Origin of the sequence: Nonomuraea mesophila (genome assembly GCF_004352805.1) — a bacterium.
GTDB lineage: Bacteria > Actinomycetota > Actinomycetes > Streptosporangiales > Streptosporangiaceae > Nonomuraea > Nonomuraea longispora.
Window position 1 is genome coordinate 1 of record NZ_SMLD01000007.1, and the last position, 17,685, is coordinate 17,685.

Consider the following 17,685-nt stretch of genomic DNA (forward strand, 5'->3'; position numbering starts at 1 on the left):
GGGCGGAGGTGGTGGGGTTGTCTGGGTCTGCGGCGGTGAGAATGTCGCCGGGGCGGGTACGGCCCCGGCACCGGGTGGCCAGGCCGAGCGCCTTGTCGGCGGCGGCGGGCGCGGTGCCGGGCGGGATGACCAGCAGGTTGAGGTGCTCGATCCCTGGGATGATCAGGTTGACCAGGTGGGGGTCGATGGTGCGGAACCAGCCCACTCTGATCTGGCGGCCGGGGGCGGCGATGCGGCGCGGGATGTTGTCCCAGGTGTCCACATGCAGGCCCACGCGCAGAACCCGCCGCTGCAGCCGCTGGTCGATGGCGGCGATCAGGGCGGGCAGTTCCGCGCCGGCGTCGTAGCTGGCGGGCCACCACGCGCCGTCCACCGCGCCCCGGCGCGCGAGGTCGGGATCCAGGCTGAGCCGCACCGGCTCAGGGCCGGTCATGAGGAAGGCTCGCGGCGTTGTGCGGCCAGGCGTGCGGCCAGGCGTGCCGGGGTCGGCCAGCGTACGTCACGGGCCCAGCCGAACCGTTCCAGCAGCCGGATCAGCCGGGCGGAGATGTCGATCTGGCCGGGCAGCACGCCGTGGCGGGCGCAGGTGGGGTCGGCGTGGTGGCCGTTGTGCCAGCTCTCGCCGAACGACAGGAGCGCCAGCGGCCAGAAGTTCGCGGCCCGGTCCCCGTTGCGGGTTTTCAGCGGCCGCTCGCCGAAGACGTGGCAGATGGAGTTGATCGACCAGGTGACGTGGTGCAGCAGCGCGATCCGTACCAGGGCTCCCCAGAAGAACGCGGTCAGCGCGCCGCGCCAGGTGCCGGTGGCCAGCAGGCCGACGGCGGGCGGCAGCAGCAGTGAGGCCGCCACCAGCGGCCCGAACAGCCGGTCCACGCGGCCCATGTCGGTGTCGGCGAGCAGGTCCTTGGCGAACCGCTCCCGGTTGGTGACATCACGCCCGAACATCCAGCCGATATGCGCGAAGACCAGTCCCTTGGCCAGGCCGCGTACGCTGCGGCCGTAGCGCCAGGGCGAGTGCGGGTCACCGTCGCGATCGGCGAAGGCATGGTGGCGGCGGTGGTCGGCCACCCACTGGATGACCGACCCTTGCACCGCCAGCGTCCCAGCCACGGCCAGGCCGATCCGCAGCCACCGGCTCGCTTTGAACGCGCCGTGGGTGAGGTAACGGTGAAAGCCCACCGTGATGCCGAGCCCGGTGAGGATGTAGGCACCGGCCGCGATCGCCACGTCGGTCCAGCTCAGCCCCCACCCCCAGGCCACGGGGATCGCTGCGGCCAGTGCCGCGAACGGCACCAGCACGAACACCCACAACGCGACCACCGCCGCGACCGGTTTACGCCCATCGATGATCGGCGCCACGCCGACCCGCTCACGGTCAACGACACCTGTGCCCGTCGAAGCCATGCCAGCATTGCCTCCCTATTCTCATCGCGGCGCGCAGTCACGCGTTGCCAGAAGCCAGTTCGCCTTCCCACGCTTGCCGCGGCTACACACCACCGCGATCGACGCGCTCAGGCGGGGCTCTCGCGGGGTCCGCCGGCCTGGCGAGGACGGGAGGGGCTACACCCCTCCTCGTCCGCGTCGGCGTCGCTGTCGGGCACGTCGGGGATCTCGCCGAGCTGCCGCAGCCCACCGGCCGGGGCAGAGGAGGCGATGGCATAGCGGCCCAGGACATTGAGGTGGGCGTGGCCGAGCGGGCTGAGCCGGGCAGCGTCCTCATCCTTGACCGGCACGCCCTGCGCCCGCAGCTGGTCGACGGCGGCCGACAGGTACTTCGAGTTCCACAGCGCGACCGCATTGACGACCAGCCCCAACGCGGCTAGTTGATCTTCCTGGCCCTCCCGATAAGCCTTCCGGATCTGGCCGTTGCCGCCGTGGCAGATCTTGCGGGCCAGCCGGTGCCGGGATTCCTGGACGGTGAGCTGCTTGTTGAGTTTGCGCCGGTAGGTGTCGTCGATCGGATCCAGGATGGACAGCAGGTGCAGGGTCTTGTCGATGCGGCCGTACTCGGCGAACGCCTGCCCCAGCGGGGTCGGGCGCCCATTGCGGGCGAACATGCGCAGCAGGTCGTAGGCGCGCACCTGGTTGGTCACCAGCGATCCGGCCACCCGGGTCATATCCGACCACTGCGTAGCGATCTTCTGCCGGTTGATCTTGTTGCGGGCGATCGCCTCCAACGGCCCATACGCCGGCGTCGTCCCGTCAGACAGGTCAGCGCGCCAAAACCTTTGGTCGCCCAAGTCCGCGAAACGGGGCGCGAACCGGTAGCCGAGCATCGAGAAGATCCCGAACACCATGTCCGAATCGGAGGCCTGATCCGTCGTGACCACCTCCGGCTGCGGGCCGGCGTCGATGTTGATCAGGCAGTCCAGGATGTACAGCGAATCGCGCGGCGTGCCCGGCACCACCACCTGCCCGATCCCCATCACTTGATCATTGACTGCGTTGAGGAGTGTGAGGCCGCGCTTGTAGCCGAAGTACTTCGGCGAGGGAGCGGCGTTGATCGTCTGGACCGGGACGACGAAGCGCAGCCCATCGACCGAGGCCAGCAGCCCGCCGCCCCACAACTTCACGAGCGGCACGCCGCGCTGGGCCTCGATGAGGATCGCGTTGGCCGCGGCGTGGGTTTCGGCGCGCACGTAGTTCTGGTCGACATGCGAGAGCCGGCTGCGGGTCAGCGCCTCGTCCCCGTCCTTGATCACCGGTGTGAGGCCGACATTGCAGGCCTCGCTGATCAGCAGCGCCACCAGCGACCGCGGCAGGTCGTGCATGCGCGTGGAGACATCGGCCAGATGCACATAGGCGTCCAAAAACCCGGTCCAGGAATGCACCTCCAGCAGCAGCTCGGGCAGGTCGATGCGCGGCAGCATCGCCTGGCAGGCCGCGCGCAGCCACTTCAGGGAAGGCGACTCGCCGAGCGCGCCAAGCTTTTCCACCGACAACCGGGCGTGCCCGTCGGCCGGGGTGACCACCCGCACCAAGGCGTCGTCACCGGCCTCGGTCAGGCGGCCGGCCATCTGCTTCCACGCCGCATCCAGCGCCAGCAGCTTGGCATCCAGGTGCGCCTCGACCGGATCGGTCAGCGACAGCGAGGCGAGCACGTCCTCACTGATCGCCTCCCACGCCTTGCCGTCCAGAAGATGGGCACGCGGATCGGCCCACCGCAGCGACGGGGCGGCAAAGACGTCCCGCACCTGCAGCGCCCGAAACAGAGCCTCCAGGACGCACACCACATAGGCATCGCGATCGACCGCGCCCGCCGGCAGATCGGAGTTGGCGAACACCGGCCGCTTCCAGGCCGCGCTCACCAGCGAGGCATCGATCTCCTTCGACAGCAGGGGCTTGCGCGAGACGTGCCGGCGCGCCAGCTCCGGCAGGCGCCGTACCGCGGCCAGCACCTTGCGGCCGCCCGCCGCAGCCCCCAACGCCTTCGACTCGCCCAGCAGCTTCAAGAACGGGCGGACGGTGTTGTACTTGTCCACCAGCGCGGCGCGCAGCGCCGCCTCCGCGGCCCCGTTATCTTCCGGCACGAGCTCTTCGACCTGCTCCAGCGCGGCCAGCACCTGTTCCTTGCTCGCGCCCGCTTCCGCGACGACCGCCGTCCACAATGCGGCCACGTCCAGATCGGCACCCACCTCGGCGACCAGGTCCAGCTGCTCCACCAGCACCCGGCCCGCCCGCGACAGCAGCTTGGAGGCCTTCTCCAGCTTCGGCAGCATCGCCAGCCGCTCGCCCGCCGACTTGCGCCGCGCCGGCGAGATCAACCGGGTGGCCATCAGCAGCGCGAACAGATCCAGCGCATCGTCGATCGCCTCGGCCTCCAGCGAGCGGGTCACCCCCAGCATCGTGGCCGTCTTGCGCGGCTCAGCCAGGCGGGCCAGCAGCGGCGCCTTGGTACCCGCCCCGTACTTGGCGAGCGTCTTCATCCGCCGCACCGGCACCTTGTCCACCCGCACCCGCCCCAGCCGGAACGCCGCGATGTCGTCCACCCGCTTGAGTGCCTTGGCCATCTCCGTGCCCGACTGCCGCTTGGGCGCCTGCCGCAGCCGCTCCAACTCCGAGATCCGCGCCCCTTCAGGTACCACCAGCAGCCCCGACAACGCCCGCGGCAACCCTGCATCGGCGCGCTCCACCTGACGTGTCACCGTCGCATACAGACGCTCATCCGCCCGCTCCCGCACCGAGCCGACCAGCCGCTCCAACACCGTCACCCCCGGCAGCAGCACCCGATGCCGGCGCAGCCACGCCACCGACTGATCGAACAACGCCGTCGGCCCCTCGGCATGCGTCCACGCCCGCCCGTGCAAGAACGTCAAGAACCGCTTCGACAGCGCCCGGCCCTGCCACGACTCCCGGTCGTCGAAGTCGTGGTAGCCGTAGGCGTCCCGGATCATCCACGCGTGCTCATAGACCGTCTTCGGTCGCTCGCCGTACCGTTTCACCTGCGACGGGTCCCCGATGCCCAACTGCTCGGCCAGGTAGTCCACCACCGGCCACGGCACCTCCAGAGGGTCCTCCAGGAACAAGCCCTTGTACCGGACCGTCCCGATCTGGATTGCCACGCCAAGGCGATGTGAATCCTGGCGCGACCGCCCGATCACTTCCCGGTCGAAGGCGTCCAGGAAGAAGAACTTCTCCATGTCCGGCAGCGACGGCATCTCACTGAACCTCGCGTACGCCGACCGCTGCTCATCAGACAGAAACTCCGCAGGCATGCCCGACGACCGTAGGCACACCACCTAGCGCCCGGTAACAACCGGAAGCACACCACAAGTCCAGATCTTGAACGGAAATGATCAACCCGAGAGCGACCTGCTGAAGCATCCCGCTAAGTTACTCACGGGTACCGCCAACGGCTGTCCGCAGGTTCCTCAACCCCGGCGACGGCGGGCAGCGCCTGCACCGGCTGATGGCCGACGCGCTACAGGGCGGCCGCGACGTACCCCAAGGGGTGCCCGGCCAAGATCTGCTTCAGGCGGTTATCGCCCGCCAGCGAGTCCTGGCCGCCGCGCTGAACGAGGTGGACCCCTTCTACCGCTACGAGGTGCAGATCCGCTCCGGCCGCGTGCGCGATCAGTCGTGGGACGGCGACCTGTGCACAGCCCCGTGCCGGTGGCCTGGGTGCACTACCGGCAACTGGACGAGGCGCCGCGAGGAGAAGCATCATTCTCGAACCAGCAGACACGCCAGCCAGAGCGGCCAGGCTGCTCGTGGCGGACGACGAACCCGCCATCGTGGACGCCGTCTCCCGCTACCTGCGCCACATCGGGCACGAGGTGCGCACCGCCACCACCGCGTTGCAGGCGCTCACCGCGGCCCGCACGTTCATGCCGGAGCTGATCCTGCTTGACGTGATGCTGCCCGACCGTGCTGGTGCTCGCGGTGACCCGGCTCGGCCACGCTCGTCGTCCTGATCGGTTCGCTGCACCAGCGGGTGGACGCCCAGCTTGACAGCGCTTCCAGTCGGACCTGCGGAACGGCCTGGTCGTCCCGCTGGGTGATCTTCCGGCGTTCCAGGTGCCGGGCAGGATCAGCGACGATCCACTCGTTGCGGATCGCGTAGGCGGCGAAGGATCGCAGCGCGGACAGGTGCTTGTTCCACGTCGCCGGGGCCCGCTCGTCCCAGCGGGCCGTCACCACCGCGTAGAGCGGCGGGCCGAGTTCGGCGATGGGCGCGTTCTGCCCGGCGGCGCCAGCAGGTGGATGAGGGTCTCGGCGTAGGTGCCGGCGGTACCGGGCTCGTCGCGGTAGCGGTCCAGGAACCGGGCGACCGCGTCGCCGAGCGGAACGGCGCCGTGGCCGGTACGCAGTGGCGTGATCGACATCGAAGGCGGCCTCCCGGCCGATGTGACACAGAACGTTTGGAGTCGCGGTCATCGCCACGGGATCGATCCGCAGGTCGCGGCGATCGCTGTTCAGCAGCGTGACACCGAATATCTACTTCTGTGTCACAAGCGGCCGCGGCCTCAACCGTGTTCGTCATGAAGAGGTGCTTGATCGGCTGCCCGCATGGCCTCGACCACGGGGAGCAGAGCGGCATGGTTCAACCGGCGCTTGAGGCTTTCCCGGCTACCGGCCCAGAACCGTCCACGAAGGGCGACGAAATGTCTCCGGGCTCAGTTCAACGACAGCCTTGAAGTCATGAGTGCTGGTGACAACGAGCAGCCCGGCGCGGAGCCTGCCATCGAGACCCGCGGCCGACGGCCACGCCACGGACGGATCGATGCGCGCAACGCCTCAACGACCGTGGCCAGCGAGTCCGAACCCGGAAAGCCCACCGCAGCCCCCGACGAACTGAGCGAGATGACCGCGTGATTCCCGATTCAACCCCTGCCCCGCCTTCCTGGCGGGAACTGCTGGGCCCCCAACATCTCGGAGCTGCGATCGTGCTGGCGGGCGGCGTGCTCGTCGGTGCGGTCAATATCTATCTGGCCTCGAGCCTGCTGCCGACCGCGGTGGCCGACATCGGCGGCGCCGGCTTCTACGCCTGGAACATGACGATCTACCTCGTCGCCATGGTGATCGCGACGATGCTGGTCAGTCGGCTCCTGGCCCGATGGGGGAACGTCGGCGCCTACCGCCTCGGCTTCGCCGTGTTTCTGGTGGGCTCGCTGGCCTGTGCGGCGAGCCCGGCGATGCCGGTACTGCTGGCCGGCCGCGGCGTCCAGGGATTCGGGGCGGGGGTGCTGTCCGGGCTGGGGTTCGCCGTCATCCGCTCGGCCCTGCCGAGCCGACTGTGGACCCGCGGCAACGCCCTGATGTCAGCGATGTACGGCGTCGGCAACTTCGTCGGCCCGGCGCTCGGCGGCCTGTTCGCCCAGTTCGGCTCGTGGCGCCTGGCGTTCGTGGCGATGGCGGTGATCGCGGCGGCGTGCTGCGCGATGGTGCCCCGGGTGCTACCGCGCGGCGAACGTAGTGACGCGCGGGCGCCGGTCCCGGCCGTGTCGCTGCTGCTGGTCACGGCGGCCACCGTGGCCGTCAGCCTGGCCGGAGTACTGCCCGGCACCATGGCGATGGTGGGCAGCATCGTGGTGGCACTGCTGCTGGTGGCCGTCTTCTTCGCCTACGAACGGCGCAGCGAGCTGCGGGTCTTCCCGCGTACGACCTACCAGGCCGACTCGCCCCTGAAATGGATCTACCTGACGCTCGGGCTCCTGGCCTTCGGCGTCGCGATCGAGTCGTTCGTCCCGCTGTTCGGCCAGCAGCTGGGCGGGCTGCCCCCGCTCGCGGCCGGCCTGTTCGGGGCGGCCATCTCGCTCGGCTGGTCGCTGACCCAGCTCGGCAGCTCATCGGCCACCAGACAGCGCACGGTACGCCGTTTGCGCATCATCGGTCCGCTACTTCTGGCGTCCGGCTTCCTCCTCCAGGGACTGCTGCAGCGCGAGGACACGCCGACCTGGCTGGTACTCCTGTGGGTGCCGGTGCTGTTCATCGCGGGTTCCGGCATCGGCCTGGCCTACCCGCACCTGTCCGTGGCCGCCATGTCCAGCACCCAGGATCCAGAGGAAGGACGCAGGGCCGCCGCGGCGATCGCCACCGTAACGAGCCTGTCGATCGCGTTCGGCACGGCCGTGGCCGGAGTCCTGGTCAACCTCGGCGACCCGTCGATGCTCGACTCGGCACGGTACGTACTGTTCGGATTCGCGATCATCTGTGCGATCGGCGCCATCACCGCACGCGTGGCGAACCGTTCGAGCCGCCCGGAGCGCGCCGACCACGCTTCGCTTCAACAGGGCTCGTGACTCGCGATCCACCGACATGACGTCCACCCCCTGGGGATGACCGGCTCGGATTTCCGATCGCCTGTTCACCACGTGCCCGAGATCACCCCATGACCGCATCGATGCGAGGAGATGCCATGACTGACGCCCTGCCAGAAATGCCGACCTTTCCGATGGCCCGCGCGACGGGATGTCCCTTCGACCCGTCGCCGGAGTTGAGCCGACGACTCGAAGACGCGCCGGTTTCACGAGTGAGACTGTGGGATGGCAGCACCCCGTGGATGGTCACCCGCCATGCGGATGTGCGTGCGCTGCTCGCTGATCCGCGGGTCAGCGTCGACGTGGCGCAACCCGGTTTCCCGCACACCAACGCGGTGAGCAAGGCACGCGACGCACACATGAAGACGCTGATGCAGATGGACGCGCCGGAGCACACCGCCCAGCGACGGCTCCTGACCTCGGACTTCACGATCAAAAGGATGGAGGCGTTGCGGCCCCGGATCCAGCGGATCGTCGATGACCTTATTGATGAGATGCTCGCCGGCCCGAATCCCGTAGACCTGGTGGAGGCGTTCGCGCTACCGGTTCCCTCACTGGTGATCTGCGAACTGCTGGGCGCGCCCTATACCGCCCGCGACCTTTTCCACCGAGTGTCCCGCACGCTCGTCATGGACGAACCCGACCCTGAACGGGCCATGGCCGCCAGCCAGGAACTTAACGCCTACCTGGAGGAACTGGTGGACAAGAAGAATGCCGAGCCGGGCGACGACGTGTTCAGCAGGCTGGCCGTCGAGCAGTACCGGACCGGCGCGATGACCCGGCGTGAGATCGCCACGGCCGGTCAACTCCTTCTGGTGGCCGGGCACGACACCACCGCGACCATGATCGCGCTGGGCACGACCGCACTGCTGGCGCACCCGGACCAGTTGAGCGCGGTCCGCGACGGCGGCGACCCCGCACTGGTGACCAACGCCGCCGAAGAGCTCCTGCGCTACCTGTCCATCACCCATACCGAAGCCCGCCGCGTCGCGCGGGAAGATCTCGAGATCGGAGGTCGGCTCATCCGCAAAGGCGAAGGCATCATCGCGGTGAAAAGCATCGCTAACCGCGACCCCTCGGCCTTCCCCGACCCCGACACCCTCGATGTCCACCGCAAGGCCCGCCACCATGTCGCCTTCGGGTTCGGCGCCCACCAGTGTCTGGGCCAGTCACTGGCCCGAGTGGAACTGCAAGTCGTCTTCAACACCCTGTATCGACGCATCCCCACACTGGCCCTTGCCGTACCGCTGGAACAGCTGACGTTCAAGGAGAACGCGGTCTTCTACGGGGTGCGCGAACTACCCGTCACCTGGTAAATCACACAAGGAGAAACGCATGAAGATCACCATCGACCAAGACGCCTGCATCGGCTCCGGGCAATGCGTACTCGCCTCACCTGAGGTATTCGACCAACGCGACGCCGACGGCATCGTCGTGCTCCTGCAAGACAGCCCGGAACCCGGGCTACAGGAGGACGTCTGGGAGGCCTCCCGCATCTGCCCAGCCCTGGCGATCACGCTGACCCGGTCGTGAACCAACCATCTCGACTCGTTGTCGTAGGTGCTTCGGCGGCGGGTCTGACCGCCGCCGAAGCCCTGCGCCGTAAAGGATTCACCGGCGCGTTGACCATGGTCGGTGAGGAGCCGCGACTGCCCTACGATCGGCCGCCGCTGTCCAAACAAATCCTGCGCGGCAGTTGAGAACCCGACCGTGTGGCGCTGCGGCGCCACGACGCCCTCACCACGCTGGGCGCGGACTGGCTGCTGGGCATCGCCGCCACCACCCTCGACACCGACGCGCACCCTCACCCTCTCGAACGGCAGGGCGCTTGCTTATGACGGGCTGGTGATCGCCACGGGAGTCGGGGGTCATACGTTGCGTACATGCCTGTCGACTTCCTGAGCGACTCAGAAGCGGCGAAGTACGGCCGTTACGACGGTCCGCCCTCCCGGGGCCGAGATGGAGAAGATCTTCTTCCTCGACAACGAGGACATGGCCCTGATCAAAGGGCATCGCGGCCGGCACATCCGGTGCGGCTTCGCCCTCCAGCTCGTGACCGTTCGCTACCTGGGGTGCTTCCCGGCCGATCCGCTGGAGGTGCCGAACGAGGTCCTGGACGTCGTCGCCGCCCCGTTGCAGATCGACGACCCGTCCTGCGTCAAACGCTACACCGAGCGGGACAAGACGCGGCTGGAACACACCGCGCAGCGGCTGGAGACCAAGACCATCGACGACACGCTGGAGCTGCTGGACCTGCTCATGGTGACCGAGCTGCTCGGCAAGGCGCACCGGGAGGCCGACAAGCATAAGGTCGTCAAGCATCCGCGGCTGGCCAAGGCCTCGGCCTGGCTGGCCCAAGCGGTGGAGGCGGATCCGGCGGGTGGTCAAGGCCCGTGGCCACTTCCCGAATGGGCAGGCCGCGCTCAAGTGCGTCTACATGGCGATCATGAGTCTGGACCCGACCGGCAAGGGCCGCAAACGCTGGGTCGCCCGCTGGAAAGCCGCTCTGAACGCCTTCGCCATCGCCTTCGAAGGCCGCCTGCCCCCGACCACCCGCTGATCAAACAAGATCGAGATACGCCACTGACTGGACACACCCCCGCCACGAGCTCGGTGGCGCGCGGCGCCCGTTGCGTGATCCCGAAAGCGCCGATCCCGACGCTGAAGAGGAGACCGAGGATGGCTGAGCCGCCTTAGTCTGCGATGGGCGTCGCGGTGTCGCTTCGCAGAAATGACTCATTTCTGCGAAGCATGTTGAGCGTCGAGAAGCTGGTGCTCTGGATCGAAGCTTTGGAATGATCAGCGACCGTCCAGAGCTGTGGCCTGGTGTAGGTCAGTCGGCGCGCGTGGGCCCGATGGCCCGCATGACGAGCGCGATGAGCCTGGTCAGGTAGGCGTCGTCGGGCAGCGGGTAGTGCAGCACCTGCCTTCGGTAGATGGGTGAGTGGAGGATGTCCAGCGCCACTTCGAGATCGGCGTCGGGGGCGAGCTCGCTGTTCTTTCGCGCCTTGGTCATGCGTTCATCGAGCTGAGCGACTCGGTGGTTGATCAGCCGTTCGCGTAGCTGGTGGGCGAGGTTCGCATCCAGCTGGCTTTCGGCGAGCACGCCGGTGAAGGCCGGGCCGAGGCGCGGGTCGTGGAAGACGCCGAGGATGCCGCTGAGCCAGGCGTGTAGGTCGCTGGCCAGATCGCCGGTGTCGGGGAACGTCTCTGGGATGGGAGCGGCCTCATCGACCGCTTCCAGCACGATCGCGCTTTTGGCCGGCCACCAGCGGTAGATGGTGGCCTTGCTGACGCCTGCGCGGGTGGCGATGGCGTCGACGGTCACCGCGGCGTATCCCCGCTCTACGCACAGCTCCAGGGCCGCGGCTAGGGTCGCTTTGCGGCTTGCGTCCCGGCGGCGGTCTGGGTTCGGGGCTCTCGTCATGCCCACACCCTAAACGAAACGATTCGTTTTGACACGTCTCAATATCCGATGCCATCCTGCAAAACGAAACGATTCGTTTAAGACGGTTCTTATGGCATGGAGTGATCACAATGGACGCAACCCGGTACCAAGCGGCCGAGCGCCTGCTCCGGCACAACCGAGCGGCACTGGTACGCAGCGACAAGATCAACCCTCAGTGGGACGGCGCCCGCTTCTGGTACACCGTGGACACCCGCGAGGGCAAGCGCTTCATTCTCGTCGATCCCGCCGCCGGATCCCGCAAGCCCGCCTTCGACCATCATCGCCTGGCAGTCGCACTGGCCGCCGCCACCGGGCAGGAGGCGAACCCGGCCGCGCTGCCGTTCTCCGCCATCGCCCTGAGCCAGGACGCGATCACATTCTTCGCCTTCGGCTCCTTCTGGAGCTGCCGCCTGGACACCTACACCTGTACGCCCGCGGCCCCGGCCACCGCCCACGGCCCCGGTTTCCTCGAAGTGCCCTCGCCGGACGGCAAGCTGGTGGCGTTCCTGCGCGGTCACGACCTGTGGGCGCGCTCGGTGGCCGACGGCCGTGAGTGGCCCCTGACGACCGACGGCCGGGAGGATGAGGAGTACGGCGCCACGCCGTTCGCCCCGTCGGTGCTGCCGAACAAGCTGGGGTTGCGCAGCCACCTGCCGCCCGCCCTCGCCTGGTCACCCGACTCGACGCGCGTGCTGACGCACCGCACCGACCAGCGTACGGTCCGCCGTACCCAGATCATGGAGGAACTGCCGGCCGACGGCGGCGTCCCGCGGCCGATCACCCAGCGCTACGCCTACCCCGGTGACGCCCACATGTCGCAGGGGGAGTTCGTGGTGATCGACGCGGCGACCTGCCACGTCGTCAAGGCCCGCACCGCCCCGGAACCCATGCCGCTGCAGTCGCCGATCGCCGCCGGCTGGGCCTGGTGGGCCGAGGACGGCTCGGCCGTGTACTACCTGAGCCAGCCCCGCGATCAGCGTTCCCTGCACCTGAACCGGCTCGACCCGGCGACCGGGGAAGTGCGCGGGGTGCTGAGCGAGAGCGGCTCGACCCGCGTCGAACCGAACCAGACGGGGGCGATGCCGATCATCGCTGTCCTGTCCGGCGGATCACAGGTGCTGTGGTACTCCCAGCGCGACGGCTGGGGCCACCTCTACCTGTACGACGCACGCACCGGCACACCAATCCGGCAGGTCACCTCGGGTGCCTGGGCGGTGCAGCGCATCCTGCACATCGACGAACCGGCAGGCGTGGCCTACTTCATCGCCGCCGGCCTGGTCGCCGAGGACCCCTACCGCCATTCCGTATGCCGGATCAACCTCGACAGCACCGGCTTCGCCCGCATCACCGACGACGACCTGCACCACGTCGTCACCGTCGCCCCTGGCAAGGAGTGCTTCATCGACTCGGCCTCCACGGTCGAGCTGCCTCCGGTGACCACTGTGCGCGGATGGGACGGCCGGGTGCTGGTCGAACTGGAGCAGGCTGACATCACCCCGCTGCTCGCGACCGGCTGGACCCCTCCGGAACGGTTCCGGGCCACCGCTGCTGACGGCGTCACCGACGTCTACGGGGTCATCTACCGGCCGCACGACTTCGACCCCGGCCGCCGATACCCGGTCATCGACCACGTCTACCCCGGCCCGCAAACTACCCGCGTGTCGCCCGCCTTCCACCCGGGGATCCTCGGCCAGGAAGCCGAGGTACTGGCCGCGCTCGGCTTCGTCGTGGTCGCCGTCGACGGGCGGGGAACCCCCGGCCGGGACAAGGCCTTCCACGATGCCTCCTACGGCAACCAGGCCGCCGCGGGCGGCATCGACGACCACGTCGCCGCCCTCCGGCAACTGGCCGCTACCCGCCCCTGGATGGACCTCGACCGCGTGGGGGTCACCGGCCACTCCGGCGGCGGATTCGCCACCGTCCGCGCCATGCTCACCTTCCCCGACGTCTACAAGGTCGGCGTCGCCGAGTCGGGCAACCACGACACCCGCCTGTTCCACCTGCAGTTCGCGGAAGCCTACGACGGCCTGGACCCGGCCGCTTGGGTCCGTTCATCGAACGTGGAGCTGGCCGACCGGCTCGACGGCAAGCTCCTGCTGCTCCACGGCGGCGTGGACGACATCGTCCACGTCCACCACTCGCTGCGGCTCGCCGAACGGCTCATCGCCGCCGACAAGGACGTCGAACTCGTCATAGTCCCCGGCGCCGAGCACTTCTTCATCGGCTACGAACACCACGTCAACCGGCGTAAGTGGGACTTCCTCCTCCGCAACCTCATGGGAATCGAACCGCCGCGGCACCGCCTCGCGCCGGTCGCACCCAGCATGGACCTGATCGTCAGTCTGTTCAGCTGAGCCTGCTCGCCTACTCCGGCCACACCACGGTCGTGTCCCTCGCTCGCTACGCGCCGACAGCGGCCGGCACGCGTCGATCCAGCTGGCTGCGTACCGGGCGGCCTCTGCACCATCCTCGCCGCCACCGCATATCCAACGCCAGCGGCGCTTTCTGCGCACCCGCGGTGCAATGGCGCGGAATCCGGCGTTGACCACGTTCGGACGAGCGAGCGAGACGGGGTCACTGACCAGCGGAACCGCGCTAACGCCGGATTCCGTTCCAAATCTCTCTGACCCCGGAGTCACCCCCCGGGCGCTGCCCGCGGGACACGAACTCGGCGGCGTGCACCTGCTGCGCACCCTCGATGACGCCCTCGCCCTGCGGGACGGGCTTCTCGCCGCTACCTCGGTGGCCATCGTCGGCGCCGACTTCCTTGGATCGGAGGTCGCCGCGGTGGCCCGAGAACTCGGCCTGAACGTCACCCTGATCGATCCGCTGCCCGCCCCGATGATCCGCCAATTCGGCGACCATGTGGCGCAGCGGCTTGCCGAGCTGCACATCCAGCACGGCGTGCAGCTCCGCCCCGGCACCGCGGTCACCGGATTGACCAGCCGCGATGGCCGGGTGACCGGAGTGGACCTGGACAAGGGCGTCCACGTCCCAGCCGACCTGGTGCTGGTGGCCATCGGTTCGATACCGGCGGTCGGCCGGCTGGCCGACAGTGGACTGGACCTGGGCGACGGCGTCGAATGCGATCAGAGGTGCCAGGCCGCCCCGGCGTCGTCGCCGCCGGCGACCTCGCCTCCTGGCAACACCCCACTTGAGGCGCGTGCGCGTCGAACACCGGATGAACGCCACCGAACAAGGCGCCGCCACCACGGAAACCCTCTTGGGGGCAGCAACCCCGTTCGCACCGGTGCCCTCTCGCGACCTCCGCCGCCATGTCGCCGAGCGAACCCCCTGGCGGCAGGCGCTCCAGCCTGGCCCATCCGTCATAGAGCTTGGTCGTCGTCAGCAGTGGCGGTGTCACGCAGGTCACGCAGCCGGCCAGGGAGTCCGGGCCGGTTGAACGGACAGGAGCCCACGAAGTTGATGTGTTCCCACTGCAGCGGGGACAGGTGGGCTCGGATCTCCGGGCTGATCGTCATGCCGCTGGCCGCGAGCTTCTTCACCGCGGCGTCGATGTACAGCGAGTTCCAGTAGACGATCGCGTTCAATCCCAGGCCGAGCGCCGAGTTGGTCCTCCATGCCGCACTCGTAGCCGCGCTTCAGCTGGCCCAGGTTGCCGAAGAACACCGCTCGGGCCGGCCGGTTGCGGCCCTCGCCGACATTCAGCGTGATCTGGCGTGGAACCCCGGGCGTTTACGTTCACGGCCGAGAAGCTGACGGCTGATGTTGCTCCAGCCGGGCCTGGAGCGCGTCACGCTGTGCGGCGGTCAGCCGGTCGGGTCTGGGCTCCATGGTGTAGGCGCCGCTCCCCGCCCTGAGCATGAGCGGGTCGGCCAGGGCCGGGTGCCGATCAATCGCGTCGAGAGCCTCAGCCACGCGTTCGCGTGGCCATCCCAGGGGCGTGGCGAGTTCGTCCAGGGTGAGCGCTCTCGCGCCGTGCACCAGCGCGGCGATGACGGTCAGGGCGTCACGTACGGCGGCGTCTGTGAGGCTGCTGCTGCCGTGCATCTGCTCACTCAGCCTGGCGAAGAAGCGACCCATCTGGGCAAGCCGGACCCCGGCGGGCGTGTCGGCGCCGAAGAGTTCGAGCCCGCGCCGGGTGGCCTTTGCGACGTCGGCGTGCGCGCTGGTGTCGGCCTGCCATGCGCGCAGCCAGACGTCCTCATGAACCGTGTAGCGCTCCCGCCGCCGGCCGGAGTCGGAGGTTCGCCCTACCAGTTCCATGGTCTCCAGGTAGCCGATGGATTTGGACACCGACGCCGGGCTGATCCGCAGCCGTTTCACCAGGTCGGCCGCGGTGAGGCCGTCGGCATCCGCGGTGAGCAGGCTGGCGAAGACCCGGGAGGCCATCCGCTGCAGGCCGGTCCCCGACAGCAGCACCGCGAACTCTTCCACGAACTCACGCTCCCGCTCATCGGCGGATGACGGCGGTTCGGGCTGTGTGGTCCTACGGCGGCGCGCGCGGGTCGCGGCGGCTTGCTGGGCGCGATCGGCGAGGTAGCCGCCGGAACGTGAGTTGCGCGCCACCTCCCGCGAGATCGTGGACGTCGGCCTGTTCAGCCGCCTGCCCATCTCGGCGTAGCCCACTCCCTCTGCCAGCCACAACGCGATCCGTTGACGCTCCTCGTGGGTCAGCCTGCTCCCGGGCATCGGTTCGCCTCCAGCGCTTTCACGTGCATCTCATTGCAACGATCCGCGTTGCGTTCACCAACAGTTCTGTTGCAATGATAACCGTGGATATAGGTAACCGTATTGACTAGGCATAAAATGCAACATAGCTTTCATCCTCTTGGAAACATCATCTGGAGGGCGAGATGCATGTCATGGCCATATCGACGATCACTGACGAGAAGTCGTTCTGGGATGCGTTGAAGAAGGCGCACGGCCGCCTGCCCAAGGGGGCGAAATGGACGCTCGCGGTCGCGAGCGCCGACGGGACCAGGGCGGTCAACATCATCGTTCACGACTCCGTCGACGCTGTGCGGACCTTCTTCGACGATTACGCGGGCTCCGCCGCCACGACGGAATACCTCGAGGCCGACGCGGCCAACGCGGTGGGCCTGGGACGATGATCGAAGAGATCCTGGCGGACTACCAGGTCCCGGGCGCCACGATCGGCATCCTCCGGAACGGAGAGATCACCGACTTCGCGTACGGCATCAAGGACGTCACCACCCGGCAGCCCACCACCACCGACACGATCTTCCAGTGCGGCTCTCTGAGCAAGACCTGGACCGCGCTGGCCTTCATGCAGTTCGTCGACGAAGGCACAGCCGACCTGGACGAGCCGGTGCGCACCTACCTGCCGGACTTCCGCGTCGCCGATCCCGACGTCACCGTCCGCGTCACCCCCCGGCACCTGCTCAACCACACCAACGGCATCGAGGAGGACTTCGGCGACCCCGGCGAAGACGAGAACGTCTACGAGAACATGGTCGCCGCCATCGCCGACACGCCCCAGTTTGCCCCGCTCGGCCATACCCACGGCTACAGCGCGGCCCTTGGCTACGCGATCCTCGCGCGCATCATGGAGGTGCTCAACGGCAGCCCCTGGGACATCATCATGCGCGAGCGTCTTTTCTCTCCCATGGGCCTGACCAGCACGACCAGTTGGCGCGGGCAGGTGGATCCAGCGCGGGCCGCGACCGGACATGTGATCCGCTCCCTGGAAGAAGGCCCCGTGGCCACTCCTGTGGATTACCTGCCGCGCTCCTTCGGTCCCGGCGGCAACATCAACTCCACGGCCCGCGAGGTGCTCGCGCTGGCGCACGTCCTCCTCAACGGCGGACAGGCGCCGAACGGCGCGCGCATCGTCACAGCCTCCGCCGTCCGCGAGATGATGACCTCTCGTGTCCCCGTCCCCGATCCCTACATGTTCGGCCCGCAGTGGGGACTCGGCCTGATCGTGTGCGATTGGCACGGTGAGACCGTCTACGCGCACGACGGCAGCACCATCGGCCAGAACGCCCGCCTCCGCATCCTGCCGGACTCAGATCTGGCCCTGGTGATGCTGACCAACGGCGGGCCACGGGAGAGCATGTACCACCAGGTGTTCAACGAGCTTCTTGGTGACTTGGGTGCCGGCGAGATCCCCGGCCTACCTGACCCGGATCCTGGGCTCAGGCTCGACCCGGCTCGCTACGTGGGTGTCTATGAGCGGCCGGGGACCCGGTTCGAGGTGAGCGCCGACAGTGCCGGGCTTCGGCTGACCACCTTCCTCGACCACATGCAGGCGGCTTTCCTCGGGCGGCCGGAGCGCCTCACCTACGAGTTGTTGCCGGTCAGCGAGACGCACTTTCTGATGCCGCCGAGCGATCCTCTGGAGGACACCCAGACTGTGGCGATCTACGACTTCATGGATGGGCAGGCGCAGCATCTTCACCTGAACTGCCGGGTGCACCCCCGTGTACGGCTTGCGCGATCCGGGGATCAGCCCTCATCTTCCTCACGCTCGGATGGTCTCGGGGGTTGAGC

The 17,685-nt window shown here is 68.4% G+C and carries 16 protein-coding genes and 4 pseudogenes; 13 read left to right on the forward strand and 7 right to left on the reverse strand.

Annotated elements, in window-relative coordinates; translation table 11 throughout:
- From E1295_RS04175 to E1295_RS04185, 3 genes are all read right to left on the reverse strand, one after another.
- The coding region (locus E1295_RS04175) for a DUF5994 family protein (RefSeq protein WP_220448526.1) at positions 1 to 433 on the reverse strand (433 nt) is incomplete at its 3' end.
- Positions 430 to 1,404 carry an acyl-CoA desaturase gene (locus E1295_RS04180; protein ID WP_132628321.1) on the reverse strand — a complete coding sequence of 325 codons (975 nt, stop codon included), beginning with the start codon at positions 1,402 to 1,404 and terminating at the stop codon, positions 430 to 432. The genes E1295_RS04180 and E1295_RS04175, both read right to left, overlap by 4 nt.
- A gap of 107 nt (positions 1,405 to 1,511) precedes the next feature.
- Positions 1,512 to 4,715: a Tn3 family transposase gene (locus tag E1295_RS04185; RefSeq protein WP_132628322.1), complete on the reverse strand. Its 3,204-nt coding sequence runs from the start codon at positions 4,713 to 4,715 to the stop codon at positions 1,512 to 1,514.
- Positions 4,716 to 5,210: 495 nt separating this feature from the next.
- Between E1295_RS04185 and E1295_RS04190 the strand changes: the two genes are divergently transcribed.
- Positions 5,211 to 5,414, forward strand: coding sequence for a response regulator (locus tag E1295_RS04190; RefSeq protein ID WP_220448527.1), 204 nt, complete (start codon positions 5,211 to 5,213; stop codon positions 5,412 to 5,414).
- Between the two features lie 219 nt (positions 5,415 to 5,633).
- Here the strand turns inward: E1295_RS04190 and E1295_RS04195 are convergent, their stop codons facing one another.
- Positions 5,634 to 5,825, reverse strand: a complete 192-nt coding sequence (locus E1295_RS04195; protein ID WP_132628324.1) for a hypothetical protein — start codon at positions 5,823 to 5,825, stop codon at positions 5,634 to 5,636.
- A 316-nt stretch (positions 5,826 to 6,141) separates the two neighbouring features.
- Between E1295_RS04195 and E1295_RS48465 the strand changes: the two genes are divergently transcribed.
- The 8 genes and pseudogenes from E1295_RS48465 to E1295_RS48470 all read left to right on the forward strand — a co-directional run.
- Positions 6,142 to 6,315 (forward strand): hypothetical protein, encoded by a 174-nt coding sequence (locus E1295_RS48465; protein ID WP_166427065.1) that lies wholly within the window; start codon positions 6,142 to 6,144, stop codon positions 6,313 to 6,315.
- Entirely contained in the window at positions 6,312 to 7,742 is a 1,431-nt protein-coding gene (locus E1295_RS04200; protein WP_132628325.1) for an MFS transporter, read from the forward strand. The genes E1295_RS48465 and E1295_RS04200 overlap by 4 nt, the downstream gene beginning before the upstream one ends.
- Before the next feature lie 116 nt (positions 7,743 to 7,858).
- A complete protein-coding gene (locus tag E1295_RS04205) occupies positions 7,859 to 9,076 on the forward strand; it encodes a cytochrome P450 (protein ID WP_132628326.1) in 1,218 nt (405 codons plus the stop codon).
- Between the two features lie 19 nt (positions 9,077 to 9,095).
- Positions 9,096 to 9,293, forward strand: a complete 198-nt coding sequence (locus E1295_RS04210; RefSeq protein ID WP_132628327.1) for a ferredoxin — start codon at positions 9,096 to 9,098, stop codon at positions 9,291 to 9,293.
- Complete coding sequence (locus tag E1295_RS49935) at positions 9,290 to 9,460, forward strand: FAD-dependent oxidoreductase (RefSeq protein ID WP_220448528.1); 171 nt, start codon at positions 9,290 to 9,292, stop codon at positions 9,458 to 9,460. The genes E1295_RS04210 and E1295_RS49935 overlap by 4 nt, the downstream gene beginning before the upstream one ends.
- A gap of 12 nt (positions 9,461 to 9,472) precedes the next feature.
- Positions 9,473 to 9,598, forward strand: a complete 126-nt coding sequence (locus tag E1295_RS51740; RefSeq protein WP_281284715.1) for a hypothetical protein — start codon at positions 9,473 to 9,475, stop codon at positions 9,596 to 9,598.
- 121 nt (positions 9,599 to 9,719) lie between these two features.
- Positions 9,720 to 9,956 (forward strand): annotated as a pseudogene (locus tag E1295_RS50655) (DUF4158 domain-containing protein); the annotation flags it as partial.
- Positions 9,957 to 10,143: 187 nt separating this feature from the next.
- Positions 10,144 to 10,320, forward strand: a pseudogene (locus tag E1295_RS48470) (IS256 family transposase); the annotation flags it as partial.
- Between the two features lie 273 nt (positions 10,321 to 10,593).
- Here E1295_RS48470 and E1295_RS04225 read toward each other — a convergent pair.
- Positions 10,594 to 11,187 carry a TetR/AcrR family transcriptional regulator gene (locus E1295_RS04225; protein WP_132628329.1) on the reverse strand — a complete coding sequence of 198 codons (594 nt, stop codon included), beginning with the start codon at positions 11,185 to 11,187 and terminating at the stop codon, positions 10,594 to 10,596.
- 110 nt (positions 11,188 to 11,297) lie between these two features.
- Between E1295_RS04225 and E1295_RS04230 the strand changes: the two genes are divergently transcribed.
- Both E1295_RS04230 and E1295_RS52350 read left to right on the forward strand, forming a co-directional pair.
- On the forward strand, positions 11,298 to 13,562 hold the full coding sequence (locus E1295_RS04230) for a S9 family peptidase (protein WP_132628330.1): 2,265 nt from the start codon (positions 11,298 to 11,300) through the stop codon (positions 13,560 to 13,562).
- Between the two features lie 169 nt (positions 13,563 to 13,731).
- Positions 13,732 to 14,253, forward strand: a pseudogene (locus E1295_RS52350) (FAD-dependent oxidoreductase); the annotation flags it as partial.
- A 281-nt stretch (positions 14,254 to 14,534) separates the two neighbouring features.
- On the opposite strand, the pseudogene E1295_RS04240 reads toward E1295_RS52350, so the two are convergent.
- Positions 14,535 to 14,768, reverse strand: a pseudogene (locus E1295_RS04240) (Tn3 family transposase); the annotation flags it as partial.
- Positions 14,769 to 14,910: 142 nt separating this feature from the next.
- Positions 14,911 to 15,861 (reverse strand): helix-turn-helix domain-containing protein, encoded by a 951-nt coding sequence (locus E1295_RS04245; RefSeq protein WP_132628331.1) that lies wholly within the window; start codon positions 15,859 to 15,861, stop codon positions 14,911 to 14,913.
- A gap of 173 nt (positions 15,862 to 16,034) precedes the next feature.
- On the opposite strand from E1295_RS04245, the gene E1295_RS04250 reads away from it, so the two are divergent.
- Together E1295_RS04250 and E1295_RS04255 are read left to right on the forward strand one after the other, a co-directional pair.
- Positions 16,035 to 16,283: a hypothetical protein gene (locus E1295_RS04250; protein ID WP_220448529.1), complete on the forward strand. Its 249-nt coding sequence runs from the start codon at positions 16,035 to 16,037 to the stop codon at positions 16,281 to 16,283.
- Positions 16,280 to 17,683, forward strand: coding sequence for a serine hydrolase domain-containing protein (locus tag E1295_RS04255; RefSeq protein WP_132628333.1), 1,404 nt, complete (start codon positions 16,280 to 16,282; stop codon positions 17,681 to 17,683). Before E1295_RS04250 ends, E1295_RS04255 begins: the two co-directional genes overlap by 4 nt.
- Positions 17,684 to 17,685: the final 2 nt, after the last annotated feature.

Excerpts from the sequence above, each read along its gene's own strand:
- E1295_RS04180 (WP_132628321.1), bottom strand. The coding sequence starts at position 1,404 with ATGGCTTCGACGGGCACAGGTGTCGTTGACCGTGAGCGGGTCGGCGTG.
- E1295_RS04185 (WP_132628322.1), bottom strand. The coding sequence starts at position 4,715 with ATGCCTGCGGAGTTTCTGTCTGATGAGCAGCGGTCGGCGTACGCGAGG.
- E1295_RS04195 (WP_132628324.1), bottom strand. The coding sequence starts at position 5,825 with ATGTCGATCACGCCACTGCGTACCGGCCACGGCGCCGTTCCGCTCGGC.
- E1295_RS48465 (WP_166427065.1), top strand. The coding sequence starts at position 6,142 with ATGAGTGCTGGTGACAACGAGCAGCCCGGCGCGGAGCCTGCCATCGAG.
- E1295_RS04205 (WP_132628326.1), top strand. The coding sequence starts at position 7,859 with ATGACTGACGCCCTGCCAGAAATGCCGACCTTTCCGATGGCCCGCGCG.
- E1295_RS04210 (WP_132628327.1), top strand. The coding sequence starts at position 9,096 with ATGAAGATCACCATCGACCAAGACGCCTGCATCGGCTCCGGGCAATGC.
- E1295_RS04225 (WP_132628329.1), bottom strand. The coding sequence starts at position 11,187 with ATGACGAGAGCCCCGAACCCAGACCGCCGCCGGGACGCAAGCCGCAAA.
- E1295_RS04230 (WP_132628330.1), top strand. The coding sequence starts at position 11,298 with ATGGACGCAACCCGGTACCAAGCGGCCGAGCGCCTGCTCCGGCACAAC.
- E1295_RS04245 (WP_132628331.1), bottom strand. The coding sequence starts at position 15,861 with ATGCCCGGGAGCAGGCTGACCCACGAGGAGCGTCAACGGATCGCGTTG.
- E1295_RS04250 (WP_220448529.1), top strand. The coding sequence starts at position 16,035 with ATGGCCATATCGACGATCACTGACGAGAAGTCGTTCTGGGATGCGTTG.
- E1295_RS04255 (WP_132628333.1), top strand. The coding sequence starts at position 16,280 with ATGATCGAAGAGATCCTGGCGGACTACCAGGTCCCGGGCGCCACGATC.